The sequence below is a fragment of the Saccharopolyspora tripterygii genome, assembly GCF_054778355.1.
Window position 1 is genome coordinate 125819 of record NZ_BAAGZP010000040.1, and the last position, 13356, is coordinate 139174.

11 protein-coding genes and 1 pseudogene are annotated in these 13356 nt (G+C 70.7%); 1 reads left to right on the forward strand and 11 read right to left on the reverse strand.

Going from position 1 to position 13356, the window contains the following annotated elements:
* Positions 1 to 2 precede the first annotated feature (2 nt).
* The 10 genes from ACYVF3_RS27930 to ACYVF3_RS27975 all read right to left on the reverse strand — a co-directional run bounded on the left by ACYVF3_RS27930 (position 3) and on the right by ACYVF3_RS27975 (position 11806).
* Positions 3 to 1931, reverse strand: a complete 1929-nt coding sequence (locus tag ACYVF3_RS27930) for a PIG-L family deacetylase (RefSeq protein WP_461157248.1) — start codon at positions 1929 to 1931, stop codon at positions 3 to 5.
* Positions 1928 to 4153 (reverse strand): hypothetical protein, encoded by a 2226-nt coding sequence (locus ACYVF3_RS27935; protein WP_461157249.1) that lies wholly within the window; start codon positions 4151 to 4153, stop codon positions 1928 to 1930. Before ACYVF3_RS27935 ends, ACYVF3_RS27930 begins: the two co-directional genes overlap by 4 nt.
* Positions 4150 to 4590 (reverse strand): GtrA family protein, encoded by a 441-nt coding sequence (locus ACYVF3_RS27940; protein ID WP_461157250.1) that lies wholly within the window; start codon positions 4588 to 4590, stop codon positions 4150 to 4152. The genes ACYVF3_RS27935 and ACYVF3_RS27940 overlap by 4 nt, the downstream gene beginning before the upstream one ends.
* Positions 4569 to 5582: a glycosyltransferase family 2 protein gene (locus ACYVF3_RS27945; protein WP_461157251.1), complete on the reverse strand. Its 1014-nt coding sequence runs from the start codon at positions 5580 to 5582 to the stop codon at positions 4569 to 4571. Before ACYVF3_RS27945 ends, ACYVF3_RS27940 begins: the two co-directional genes overlap by 22 nt.
* A 528-nt stretch (positions 5583 to 6110) precedes the next feature.
* Positions 6111 to 6488, reverse strand: coding sequence for a PH domain-containing protein (locus ACYVF3_RS27950; protein ID WP_461157252.1), 378 nt, complete (start codon positions 6486 to 6488; stop codon positions 6111 to 6113).
* A gap of 136 nt (positions 6489 to 6624) precedes the next feature.
* Positions 6625 to 7005, reverse strand: a complete 381-nt coding sequence (locus ACYVF3_RS27955; RefSeq protein ID WP_461157253.1) for a hypothetical protein — start codon at positions 7003 to 7005, stop codon at positions 6625 to 6627.
* Between the two features lie 438 nt (positions 7006 to 7443).
* Positions 7444 to 8268, reverse strand: coding sequence for a fumarylacetoacetate hydrolase family protein (locus ACYVF3_RS27960; RefSeq protein ID WP_461157254.1), 825 nt, complete (start codon positions 8266 to 8268; stop codon positions 7444 to 7446).
* A gap of 11 nt (positions 8269 to 8279) precedes the next feature.
* Entirely contained in the window at positions 8280 to 10055 is a 1776-nt protein-coding gene (gene gcl, locus ACYVF3_RS27965) for a glyoxylate carboligase (RefSeq protein WP_461157255.1), read from the reverse strand.
* 24 nt (positions 10056 to 10079) lie between these two features.
* Positions 10080 to 10964 (reverse strand): 2-hydroxy-3-oxopropionate reductase, encoded by an 885-nt coding sequence (locus ACYVF3_RS27970; RefSeq protein ID WP_461157256.1) that lies wholly within the window; start codon positions 10962 to 10964, stop codon positions 10080 to 10082.
* 29 nt (positions 10965 to 10993) lie between these two features.
* Positions 10994 to 11806 carry a hydroxypyruvate isomerase family protein gene (locus ACYVF3_RS27975; protein WP_461157257.1) on the reverse strand — a complete coding sequence of 271 codons (813 nt, stop codon included), beginning with the start codon at positions 11804 to 11806 and terminating at the stop codon, positions 10994 to 10996.
* Positions 11807 to 12050: 244 nt separating this feature from the next.
* Between ACYVF3_RS27975 and ACYVF3_RS27980 the strand changes: the two are divergent.
* Positions 12051 to 12569, forward strand: a pseudogene (locus ACYVF3_RS27980) (RibD family protein); the annotation flags it as partial.
* Here ACYVF3_RS27980 and ACYVF3_RS27985 read toward each other — a convergent pair.
* Positions 12529 to 13338, reverse strand: a complete 810-nt coding sequence (locus ACYVF3_RS27985) for a CDP-alcohol phosphatidyltransferase family protein (RefSeq protein ID WP_461157258.1) — start codon at positions 13336 to 13338, stop codon at positions 12529 to 12531. The pseudogene ACYVF3_RS27980 and the gene ACYVF3_RS27985 sit on opposite strands and share 41 nt — an antisense overlap.
* Positions 13339 to 13356: the final 18 nt, after the last annotated feature.

Here is a 13356-nt window from a genome sequence, read left to right on the forward strand (position 1 = left end):
GATCAGTCGGCCCGCACGTCCGCGGCGTCAGGCGGCGACACTGCCGGACGCCATCCCGCGAACCGGAGTCCCTCCGGTCCTCGCGCACCGGTGTTGACCACCAGCACACCGTCGAAACCGACGCCCACGAGCGTGATGTCGCCGTTGGGCTCGACCAGCGTTGCGGGGTGCTCGGTCACCGCTCCGCCCAAGTCGATCCACGGGCCACCCGCCCGGTCGGCGACGCGGACCCGCCCCGCGGCGTCCCGGCTCACCCTGATCAGGTCGGCGGATCCCCTCGGCCCCGGGTCGGTCACCGTCGGGTCGCCGATCCCACCGGGAGCGGGCAGAGTCGTGCGGCCGCTCCAGCCGCCGGCCGGGAGCGAGGTGCGCTCGACCAGCTCGCCACCTCGGTCCGTGCGCACGAGCAGCCGGATCGACCCGTCGCGAGCGTGCTCGGCCACCGGCGCGCCCGCCGGGCGGGCCGCGCCGATCGGCACCTGCTCGCCCCTCGCGGCTCCGGTTCGGGGGATCTCCCAGTGCAGCACCCCTCCTCGCGTCGCCGCGAACAGCTGCACCACGCCATCCCGGCCCGCGACGAGCGAGAGCCCGTCCTGGACGTCCCGGGCACCGAGCTCGACCCACGGCCGCCAGCGCCCCGGCGCGGACTCGCGGCGGACGCTGACCCCACCCGCGGAGTTCTTGACGGCGAGCACGATCCGGCCGTCGGAATCGGCGGTCGCCGCAGGCGCGCCGTTCTCGGCCCCGGCGGGGGCGTCCACGACCTCCCACCGCCGGGACCGGACGTCCGCACTCCCCTGCCGCAGGAGCAGGATGCGCGCTCCGTCCTCGCTCTGCGCCACCAGCACCGGCTTCCGGCGACCCTGGCCGAGCAACGACACCTGCGGGCGCAGCGGTTCCGGCAGCGGCAGCAGCTCCGGGTCGTTCCAGGCACCTCCGGGAGTGCGGACCCAGCGGGCGATTCCGTGCGCGCGCACGGCGAACGCCTGCGCCCCACCGCCTTCCGTCGTGATCGCCCACTTCCCGCGTCGCGGCCACCGGTAGGCGCTGTTGTCGCTCCAGCTCCGGTAGACATCGCCCCTGGCGAGGGCGTCGTGGCCGACGTAGGCGGCGAAGGCCTCGCGCGTAGTGGTCTTGTCGGCCTGGGACAGCGGCGACGGGGTGTCACCGACGTTGTAGTCGCGGTAGGTCAGCACCATCGGCGAGAACGCCCGGGGCCGGTGCGCGGTGACCGCTTCCTCGGCCAGGGCCGCTCCCGCGACGTGATCGGGGTGGTTGTGCACCCCGACCCAGTTGGACTGGTAGCGGTGGTCCGGCTGGTCGTCCTGCAACCGGATCACCGTGGGCTGGAAGGCGTCCAGCAGCGCCGTGAGGGACTCGACCACGGCACGCCGGTCGAACTGCTGCGGGTACCCCACGGCCGCCCCCGCCGGAACGGTCGTGGTGACGGTCAGCGCGGGGTCCTGCCGCAGCCGGGTCAGCGCGTGCCTGCCCTGCTGGGCGTTGGCGTCCTCGGGCAGGTTCAGCAGCACCAGCCGCACGTCGGGATCCGCGCGCAGGGTGTCGACCTCGGCGAGACGACCGCGGCCCACCGGAATCGTGGCGCGCGACCAGTCGTTGGGCTTGCCGAGCATCTGCGCGTAGGCGGCCCGCGTGCCTTCCTGCCTCCCGGCGCTGTAACCGGGTTTGTCGGGCATGTCGGCCTCACCGGCGGTCAGGTAGATGCTCGTGGTCGGCCGCCCGCTGCGCATGCCCTCGGCCAGGTCAGGGTTCATGAACAGCAGGTCGTCGTCGGGGTGCGCTACCACCTGCACGTAGTGCTCCTGCGGAACCGGCGGCGGGGGCTCGACCGCGAGCTGCTCCGGAGGTCCCTGGCAGGTGGCCAGGAACGCGAGCACGAGCCCGACGCTGAACGCGGCAGTCCTGCTCATCGGGCTGCTCCTCGTGACGCGCCCGTCTCCCTGCGACGAGCGAAGCCCTGCAGGAGCCCGACTCCCGCCGCGAGCAGCGCTCCGCCGGCGGCCGACATCAGGCCCAGGCGCGCGCTCGGCGGCGTCCAGCTGAGCTCCAACCGCCCTGCGAGACCGTCGGGCACCACGACCTCCAGCAGCCCGGCGGGTCCTGCGCGGGCGGGGACTTCGGCGCCGTTCCATGTCGCCGAGTAACCGGGCCAGGCCGTCCGCGCGAAGACCAGCCGGCCGGCCCCCGGCGCGGTCCGGCGGACCTCCACCTGTTCGGTGCCCGGTCCATCGGAGACGTCGGAGACCACCTCCAGCTGCGGCGAGGACCAGCTGAGATGTCCCGCGCTCGCCACCGGGCGGTCCCGCCGCAGCACGCTCACCCGCGCGTTGCGCTCGGCGAGGTGCCAGCCCCGCGCCACCGCGGGCTGCGGGACGATCGAGTGCTGGACGACGACCGTGTCCAGCAGCAGCAGGTCCGCGAGCGGCGCGTCGGTCCCGCGCGGCGCCCGCCACAGCGCGTCGTAGGTGCCCGGGCAGGCCGATCCTTCGTAGCGCAGGCACAGGACGTCCGAGAGCTCGCGGAAGCCGAGTCCGGTATAGGAGCCGATGCTGTCCACATCGGACAGCAGGAAACCGTTGCCGATGACCACGTCTCGCCACACCTCGCGCTCCGGATCGGGCGCGTTGAGCACGGGGTCGGCGATCTGCAGCACGCGACCCTCGTACCGGCCGGCGAAGTTCTCCCGCATCTGCTGGGGCGACGTCGGGAAGTACTGACCCAGGTCCGTTCCCCCGACGAACCACAGGCACTGCGCGGAGAAGGTGAGCGCCGTGCCGACCTGCAGCACGACCACCAGCGGCCCGGTCCCGTACCTGCGGTGGACCGCCACGGCGGCGGCGACGAGCAACCCGATCAGCACCGCGACGGCAGCCGCCCGGCGCAACGTCACCACGTCGGGAGCCCGCTCGGCGGTGAAGTACACCGACAGCAGCAGGAATCCCGCGGTCGCCGTGGCGCGCGCACGCGGCCGGTCCCGCCGCAGCCCAGCCGTGAGCACCACCGCCAGCAGCACGGCCAGGGCGAGGTATCCGTAGTGCACCACCCGCAGCGGCCAGCGGAACATCCACACCTCGGAGGGCCCGAGCGCGAACAGCAGGTACACCACCGCGATGACCGCGGGCGCGATCAGCTCGCGAAGGCGCTCCCGCAGCACCGAGAAGTCGCACCAGAACGCCAGCGGGACCGCGAACCAGCAGAAGTACACCGCGGGCACGCCCACTCCGGCGATCTCCGGGACGTAGGTGGGGGTGCTGAGGTTGATCAGGTCGGCGAGGTGCGGAGCGAGCGTCCCGCTGTTGTCCACACCGCCCGAGGTGGTCCGCCAGGTCATGTGCGCCGAGCGCACCAGCGGCAGGTACACCAGCGGGACGACCGCGGCGATCGCGGCCGACACCAGCGCGAGCCGGCGCGCGGCCGCCCACCGCCGCTGCACACCGCACTCGACCAGGAGAGCCGCGAGCACCACGGAGACGCCGAGCAGGCCGTAGGGATTTCCCGCGGTCACGGCGAGCGCACCCACCAGGAACACCCAGAAGGCGTTGGTGCGACCGCGAACCATGCGTCGCGCGAGCAGCCAGACGAACGGGACCCACACGAAAGCCAGCAGCGCCGCCGGCCACTTCGCGGCGTCGAAGTGCAGCAGCGGCCCGGCCAGCGGGAGCGCGGTGGCGAGCGCGCTGGACGACCAGCGCGCGGCACCGTGCTCGCGGCACAGCAGGTAGCAGCCCAGCGCGATCACGGCGAAAGCGACAGTCCGCACGACGATTCCGGCGATCCCGATGTCGGTGGAGTACGACACCCCCAGCCACACCAGGGCGTTGACCGGGCTCCACACGCCGAACAGAGTCTCGGCGGCGAGGTTCCCACCCATCATCAGATCGGGATCCAGCACCGGAGGCCAGATTCCCTGCCGCAGCTGATGCCCCAGGTGGTACCACATGGGCAAGATCTGGGTCGCCGCGTCGTCGACGAAGTAGAACCATCCCGGGCGCAACACCGGAAGCTGCGCCAGCGCGGCCACGAACAGGCAGGTGAGCAGCGGCGCCATCACCCGCCCGCGATCGCGCGCGGGCACCGTCCCGCGAGGTTCCACGTCCTCCGCCGCGGCGACCTCGTCGAGCAGTTGGGTCACGGAGTCCTCCCGATGGGCAGGGACGCGTCGGGGCGCGGGTCGGGAACCCGGCCGCGCGAAGTCAGGATCAAGCGGCTCACCAGGTAGGTGGCCGGGGTGGCCAGCAGACCGCCGAGGACCGTGGCCAGCAGCGGGTGGACGGCGACCACCTCGACGAGCAACCACATCGCGGTGACGCTGAGCGCGAGGTTGACGGCGTTCGACGCCGGGTACAGCAGGAAGGTCCGCCACCTCGGCGGGACCCGGAAGGTGAACCGGCAGTTGAGCAGGTACGACACCGACATCGCCGCGATCGTGGCGAGCACGTGGGCGAGCAGGTACCCGACGACGAACCACGCCGGGAGGTAGACCAGGTAGTGCACGACCGTGTTCAAGGCCCCCACCACCACGAAGCGGCCGAAGCTCCCTGCTCCGCTCAGTCGGCGCACTTCTGCCATCCGTTACTCGCGGCGCCGTCGGTCATCACCGGGACCGAGGAGGGGCGGCGAGGTGCGATCACCCTCGGCGCGGCCATCGGCTGCGCGAGACCGCCGGACTCCTTGATGAAGTAGGCCGGGCGGTGCTTGGACTCGACGTAGATGCGCCCGACGTACTCCCCGACCACGCCCAGCAGCAGCAGCTGCATCCCGCCGAAACCGCTGATGCCCACCATCAAGGTCGCGTACCCGGGCACACCGGGATCGCCGGCCAGCGCGCACCAGACGACGTAGACGGCGTAGGCGAAGGCGAGCGCGGTGACGGCCCCGCCCACGTACACCGCCGCGCGCAGCGGTGTGCTGTTGAACGAGACCACGCCGTCGATCCCGTAGTTGACCAGCTTGCCGAAGCTGTAGCAGGACTGGTCGTGCTTGCGGGTCACGTTGCGGTAGGGAACGGTCGCGGTCGGGAACCCGACCCAGGCGAACAAGCCCTTGGAGAACCGGTTGCTCTCCGGGATCGCCAGCACCGCGTCGGCCGCGCGCCGCGACAGCACCCGGAAATCGCCCACCCCGTCCTCCAGCGGGACGTCGGTGAGCTTGTTGACACCCCGGTAGTACAGCTTCGACAGCAGCGATCGGGTGCGCGGTTCGCCGTGCCGATCGCGGCGGGCGACGACCTGGTCGTAACCGGTGTCGAGCAGCCGCAGCATCTCCGGGACCAGCCACGGCGGGTGCTGCAGGTCGGCGTCCATCAGCAGCACCCGGTCACCGGACGCCTCGCGGAGTCCCGCGAGCATGGCCGACTCCTTGCCGAAGTTGCGGCTCAGCGACAGGTACCGGTACCGCGAGTCCAGCGAGCACAACCGGCGGGCCGCGTCGAGCGTGCCATCGGTGCTGCCGTCGTCGACGAGCACGACCTCGAACCGCCCCACCAGCTCGGGCAGCACGGCGTTGAGCTCGTCGCGGAGCTCCTCCAGACCGCGCGCCTCGTTGAAGCAGGGAACCACCACAGAAAGATCCATAATCGCTCTCGCGCCAGATTGAAAACGTGAAATGATCTGCCGAAAATTCCTCGAACAATGAGATCGATCAGGGCGGAGAGGTCTCATCGGAAATCGATCTCGCCGATACGAATCGAGCGGTGAATGGCGGCGAGGAACCGTCGGCCGACGAGGACGCCGCGCAGGACCCGCCGCAGAGGTCGCCGTCGCACGCGCCAGTGACCAGCACGAAACACCTCCACGCTCGCGGGCCCACGTCTCCCGCGCCGCTACCGGCGAGCCGGTGGAAATCCGCGAAAAGACTCACGCCTGAATTCTGATCAGTCCTGATCGACATTAAATGAACACGATCTGGGCCGCACAATTCAGTGGACACGCTCACCCCTTTGCGTGGAGTCGGCGAGCAGTTCCCGCAGCGCTGCGCAATCACCCCCGCACGGCCGCGAGCGCCGAAGCGGGAGGCATCACCGGTTCAGGTACCGGGAGGTGGCCGTCGGCGCCGAGGCGACTCCACGTCGCAGCTCGGCGCCGGAACGATCAGCGGGCGACGAAGGTGCTCAGCAGCGCCTGGACCTCGTAGACGTCGACGCCCTTGCCGAACTGCTGCGAGACGGGCTCGGCGGTGCTGGAGATCCAGATCTTCAGCTCGGCGTCGAGGTCGAAGGTGCCCGCGGTCTCGACGGAGAAGTGCGTGATGCTGCGGTACGGGATCGAGTGGTACTCGGTCTTGCGGCCGGTCACGCCCTGCTTGTCGACGAGGATCAGGCGCCGGTCGGTGAAGATCAGCGAGTCGCGGATGAGCTGGTAGGCGGCGTGGATCTGCTCCCCGTCCGCCAGCAGGCGCCCGAACTCCTTAGCCGCCGCCCGGGGATCGATCCCGGACGCGTTGCCCATCATCCCGCCGAACAGACCCATGTCCCGCCCCTCACTGAAGATCCTCTCCCGCCACCGTACAGAAGATCCGCGCTGCGCCGGGCCGTTCGCAGGAGCTGGGAGCACAAGTCGGCCGGCCCGCGGAAACCCGCGAGCCGGCCGACACCGGGGGCGCTTCTCAGCCTGTGACGGCCACGTGGCCTTCGGTCACCTCGGGCGCCGGAGCGGTGGGCAGCTCCTCGGAGACGTGCTCGACCGGCGGCTTGGGGTGGTGCGTCGGGGGCTTCGGGTGGTGCGTCGGAGGCTTCGGGTGCTCGGTCGGCGGCTGCGGGTGCTCCGTCGGCGGGTTCGGCTTCTCCGGCTTCTCCGGGTGGTCGACGATCGGAGCGTTCACGCACTCGGATTCCTGCGGCGAGCCGATGGGCGCCACGAGTCCGAGCACGCCGACGTTGTTGCCGCACAGCTGAACCGGAAGAACGCTGAGGTTGTTGTCGTTGCCGATGTTCAGGCCGTCGTTGTCGGAGCTGTCGGCGGACGCAGGAGTCGCGCCGACGAGCAATCCCGCACCGAGAGCGAGAACAGCTGTCCAATAAGCAGATTCACGAACGGTTCGCACCGCTACCCCACTTTCGCCAGTGGACAACGCCCGAATCCGGTCGCACATCCACGAACTACAGAGATCAACGCGGAGCGAACGTTAATTCTCCCCCAGCGAGTCCACCACACGAGCGGATCAACGTGAGAGAGAAACGGACATCCCAACTGACCTGCGAGAACGATCTCCTCCTAGATCAAATCGGCCACAATCCGTCCGCATGATCACCCGATCGTGGATCTTCGATCTACCCATCGGAGCGACAGGTGCCTGCTCGTCGGTTCGGACCAGGATCGTCCTCGGGTGGGGAGGTTTTCATGAGAACTTCCCCCTTGCGGAACGAGGTGCTCCCGGGGCGGGAGGGTTGCGCCCGGCAGTGCGCTCGTCTCCCGCCCCGGGCCCCTATCCCCGCACCGTGGATCGCTGGCGCCCGAGGTGCTGGACCTCGATCTCGACCACGTCGTGGGGACGGAGGAACGGGCGCGGCTCCGGGTGGAGAGCCGCCACTCCCGCCGGGGTCCCGGTCAGCACCAGGTCACCCGGGTGGAGCGTCATCAGGCCGCTGAGGTGCGACATCAGCTCGGCGACCCCGAAGACCATGTCGGCGGTGCTGCCCCGCTGCCGCCGAGTGCCGTTGACCCGCAGATCCAGGCTCAGGGCCTGCGGGTCGGGGATCTCGTCGGCGGTCACCAGCCACGGGCCCAGCGGGCTGAACGTGTCGTGGCACTTGCCGCGCACCCACGTCGGCCCGCTTCCGAGCTGGGCCCGCTCGGTGACGTCGTTGGCCGCCACGTACCCGGCCACCGCGCGCAGCGCCGCGGCGGGATCCGGGCAGGAGCGCAGCCGAGTGCCGATCACGACACCCAGCTCCGCCTCCCAGTCGGTGTGATCGCTGCCCGGCGGCAGCACGATCTCGTCCGTCGGGCCGGCGATCCCGCTGCTCGGCTTGAGGAACACGATGGGTTCGGCCGGTGGCGCGGTGCCCGCCGCAGCGGCGTGGTCGTGGTAGTTCAGGCCGATGCCCACGACCTTGCCCGGCTGCGCGAGGGGCGGCCCGAACCGGCCTGCGGGCAGAACCGGGAGGGCCTCCCGCCCCGCCTCGATCGCGGCGAGCCGCTCGGGATCGGCCAGCAGCGCGCCATCGATGTCGTGGGCGAACCCGGACACGTCGCGGACCAGGCCCGCAGCGTCCAACACCCCCGGCCGCTCGGCGCCGGGTTCGCCCACCCTGACCAGTCTCACAACCGGCCCGCTACCGCGGTCGGAGCGTCGTCGCCGGACTCCGCCAGCGCCTCGAACTCGTTGACCGCGTCGATCTCGTTGCCCATCGACACGTTGGTGACCCGCTCGACCACGACCTCCACCACCACCGGGACCCGGTGCTCGGCGACGAGCTTCTTCGCCTGTTCCAAGGCGTCGAAGATGCCGTCGGACTCGAAGACCCGCAGCGCCTTGCACCCCAGGCCTTCGACGACCTTGACGTGGTCGACGCCGTAGCCGGCGACCTCCGGTGCGTTGATGTTGTCGAAGGCCAGCTGCACGCAGTAGTCCATGTCGAAACCGCGCTGCGCCTGCCGGATCAGGCCGAGGTAGGCGTTGTTGATGAGCACGTGCACGAACGGGACGTTGAACTGCGCGCCGACCGCGAGCTCCTCCACGAGGAACTGGAAGTCGTAGTCGCCGGAGACGGCGACCACTGTGGACTCCGGGTCCGCGGTGGCCACCCCGATGGCGGCGGGCACCGTCCAGCCCAGCGGGCCGGCCTGTCCCGCGTTGATCCAGTGGCGCGGGCGGTAGACGTGGAGCATCTGCGCGGCCTGGATCTGCGAGAGCCCGATCGTGGAGACGTAGCGCGTGTCGGGTCCGAACGCGCGGTTCATCTCCTCGTACACCCGCTGCGGCTTGATCGGCGCCGCGTCGAAGTGGGTCTTGCGCAGGAGCCCCGACTTGCGGACCCGGCACTCCTGGCTCCACCCGCCGCGGTCGGCGAGCGTGCCGCTCTCCCGCCACTCGCGCGCGACCTCGACGAAGACCTCCAGCGCGGCGCGCGCGTCGGAGACGATGCCGTAGTCCGGGGCGAAGACGCGCCCGATCTGCGTCGGCTCGACGTCGACGTGGACGAAGGTCCGCCCTCTGCGGTAGGTCTCCAGCCCGCCGGTGTGCCGGTTGGCCCAGCGGTTGCCGATGCCGAGCACGAAGTCCGACTCCAGCATCGTCGCGTTGCCGTAGCGGTGCGCGGTCTGCAGCCCGACCATGCCTGCCGACAGCGGGTGGTCGTCGGGGATCGCGCCCCAGCCCATGAGCGTGGGCACGACCGGCACGCCCAGCGTTTCGGCGAACTCCACCAGCAGGTCCGACGCGTCGGCGTTGATGATGCCGCCACCTGCGACGATGAGCGGCCGTTCGGCGGCGTTGAGCATCTGCAGCGCGTGCTCGACCTGCGCCCGGGTCGCCGCCGGGGTGGCGACCGGCAGCGGCTCGTAGGTGTCGATGTCGAACTCGATCTCGGCCAGCTGCACGTCCAGCGGCAGGTCGATCAGCACCGGGCCCGGTCGGCCTGAGCGCATCAGCTGGAAGGCCTTCTGGAAGGTGCCCGGGACCTGAGCGGGTTCCAGCACGGTCACCGCCCACTTGGTGACCGGCTGGGCCACCGACTGGATGTCGACCGCCTGGAAGTCCTCCTTGTGCAGCTTCGCGACCGGGGCCTGTCCGGTGATGGCCAGGATCGGGATCGAGTCCGCCGATGCGGAGTACAACCCGGTGATCATGTCGGTGCCCGCGGGACCCGAAGTGCCCACGCACACACCGATGTTGCCCGCTTCGGCACGCGTGTAGCCCTCGGCCATGTGGGACGCGGCCTCGACGTGCCGGGCCAGCACGTGGTGGATGCCGCCGTGCTTCTTCATCGCGCTGTAGAACGGGTTGATCGCGGCGCCGGGCAGCCCGAAGGTCTGCGTCGCGCCCTCCTTCTCCAGGATGAGGGCGGCGGCGTCCACGGTGCGCATTCGCGTCATGTTCGTCCTCGTTTCGGCGGAGGGTCAGGTGTCGCTTCGGCCGGAGAGTCGTTCGACGCCGCGCAGCAGCGCGGAGTGGTCGAGGCCGCCGTCGCCCTGAGCCCGGGCGGCGGCCATCAGCTGCGCGAGCAGCGAGCCGACCGGCACGACCACGCCCGATTCGCGGGCCGCCGCGGTCACGATTCCCAGGTCCTTGTGGTGCAGGTCGATGCGGAAGCCGGGGTCGAAGGTCCGGTCGAGCATGTTCTGGCGCTTCTGGTTGAGCACCGTCGATCCGGCGAGTCCGCCGCCGAGGACCTCCAGCGCGGCTTCGGCGTTCACGCCGTAGGACTCGACGAACACCACGGCTTCCGACAGCGCCTGGATGTTCGCGGCGACGATGAGCTGGTTCGCGGCCTTGACCGTCTGCCCCGCTCCGGTCGGGCCGACGTGCACGACGGTCTTGCCGACGTGCTCGAAGACCTCTCCGGCGGCGGCGAAGTCCTCGCCGGGCCCACCGACCATGATGGACAGAGCGGCGTTCTTGGCGCCCGCCTCACCGCCCGAGACAGGGGCGTCGAGCAGCCGGAATCCCTTCTCCTCCGCTTCCCGGGCGAGCTCGATGGTGACGTCCGGCCGGATGCTGGAGAAGTCGATGATCAGCGCGTTCGGCTTGGCGTTGGCGTAGACGCCGCCGTCACCGGTGAGCACCTCGCGCACGTCGGGGCTGTCGGGAACCATGACGCAGACGATCTCGGCGCCCGCGACGGCCTCGGCGATCGAGTCAGCCGTGCTGCCGCCCGCGGCCTTGAGCGGACCGTACTTGTTTGGGGAGAGGTTGTATCCGGTCACGTCGTGGCCGGCGTTGGCGAGGTGCACGGCCATGGGGCTGCCCATGACGCCCAGGCCGATGAACGCGATCGAGCTCATGTCTTGCTTCCTCCTCGAGGTTCTGTCGTTCAGCTGCGGCGCTCGCGCGGGAGCCAGTCGAAGGGGCCCGCTTGACCGCTGGCCTTGTACTCCAGGCCGACCCAGCCGCGGTAGCCGCCGCCGGCGATCGCGGCGAGCTGTCGTTGCAGCGGCAGGGATCCCGTGCCCGGCTCGTTGCGGCCGGGGTTGTCGGCGATCTGCACGTGGGCGATGCGGTCGACGTGGTCGGCGATGACCTTGTCGACGTCGTCGCCGTTGACCGCGAGGTGGTACAGGTCGGCGAGGAGCCCGAGGTTGCTCGCGCCCGACTCCGCCTGCACGCGGTCGATGACGGCGAGGGCGTCGGCGGCGGTCCGCAGCGGGTAGGGCGGCGGACCGCTGACCGGCTCGACCAGCACGGTGCCGCCGATGCGCGCGGCGGACCGGGCGGCGAGCGCGAGGTTCTCCGCGGCGAGGGCGTCCTGCTCGTCCGGGGAGGCGTCGTCGACGCGGTTGCCGTAGAGCGCGTTGAACGCGGTGCAGCCCAGGCGCTCGCCGATCTCGACCGTGACGTCGATGTTGTCCCGGAACTCCTGGCTGCGCGCGGGCCACGAGACCAGGCCGCGCTCGCCGCCGGGCATGTCGCCGGCGAAGAAGTTCAGCCCGACCAGCCGCACGCCCGCGTCCTCGATGGCGCGCACGAAGGCGTCCACGTCGCGCTGCGCGGGCACCGCGGTGTCGAAGGGCCACCAGAACTCCACGGCGCCGAACCCGGCCGCCTTGGCCGCGGCCGGCCGCTCCAGCAGCGGTACGTCGGTGAGCAGGATCGAGCAGTTGACCTCGTAGGGCAGTGCGTGACTCATCGCAGCCGTCCCCTTAATTCCGTATCGCGGATGTATATTTCCGGTTTCCAAAATAGTGGCCGCCATCACCAGCTTTGTCAACACTTTGTTTAAGGGGGTGATCGGAGCGCGCGTCACCCGCGCGGACGGCGGGAAACGGTTGAAAACCGGGGCTTCGCGGTTGCGACTGGGTAGCGTGGGTGGGGTGAAGCGCCCGCACGTACTGCTCAGCGTTGCCGTGAGCGCGGACGGCTGCATCGACGACGTGGACGCGCAGCGGTTCCCGCTGTCCAACGCCGCGGACTTCGACCACGTCGATCAGATGCGCGCGGAGTCCGACGCGATCCTGCTCGGCGCGGGAACGGTCCGCAAGGACGACCCGCGCCTGCTCGTCCGCTGCGCCCACCGGTGCGCGCAGCGAACCGCGCGCGGACGTCCGGAGCACCCGCTCAAAGTCGTCGTCACCGGCAGCGGCGAGCTCGACCCCGCATCCCGGCTGTGGCACCTGGACGGCGGCAAGCTCGTCTACACCACCGACACCGGCGCGGCCGCGACCCGGAGATCACTGGGCGATCTGGCCGAAATCGCTTCTCTCGGAGCAGCACTCGACTTCGCCGCGCTGCTCGACGACCTGGCGGAGCGCGGCGTCGAACGGCTGCTGGTCGAAGGCGGCACCGGTGTTCACACCGAGTTCCTGAAAGCGGGTCTCGCCGACGAGATCCGCATGGCGATCGCTCCGATGTTCATCGGGCAGGCCGCTGCGCCGCGCTTCCTGAACCCCGCCGAGTTCCCCGGCGGCCCCGCCCGCCGCTTCCACCTCGAAGACGTGGCGAAGCTCGGCGATGTGGCCGTGCTGCGCTACTTCCCGAACATCGATTCCGAGAACGGCTGAGCCACAGCACATCCCGTCCGAAAGACCACAGGAGTGCCAGCAGCGCCAACGCGATCAGCTCGCGTGCGCGCGGCACGATCCCCGAGGACGCGGCGACAAGCACGATCCCCTGCACCGCGGCGACGGTCTTGCGGGCGAGGCTCGGCGGCAGCCCCGCGCGAAGCCACGGCACGCACCAGGACGCGGCCCCGAACGCGTAGCGCATCGCCCCGATCGTCAGCACCCACCACCCGAACTCCAGCGAGACGTGCGCGCTGAGCACCAGGATCAGGAAGGCGTCGACCTCCATGTCCAGCCGCGCGCCGAACTCCGACACCGTCCCGGTGCGCCGGGCGAGCTTCCCGTCGACGAAGTCGCTGATCAGCGCCAGCACCCCGAGCACGACGATGATCGCCGGCTCCGCGCGGTCGACCACCAGCGCGGTGATCACGGTGGTCAGCACCGCCCGGACCAGCGTGATCCGGTCGGCGAGGTGCAGCGCCGCCCTTCCGTGCCGCCGCATCGCCCGGAGCAGCAGCACCCCGACGACGATCGCGCAGGAGATCCCCGCCGCCCAGCCGGCCGGTCCGAGACCGGTGGTCGCGGCCACGGCTGCGAGCGCGCCGACCTGGACAGCGGCCCACGCCAGGTGCTCCGCTGTGTTGCGGTGGAGTTCGATCATCGCCACCCTGGTTTCGGA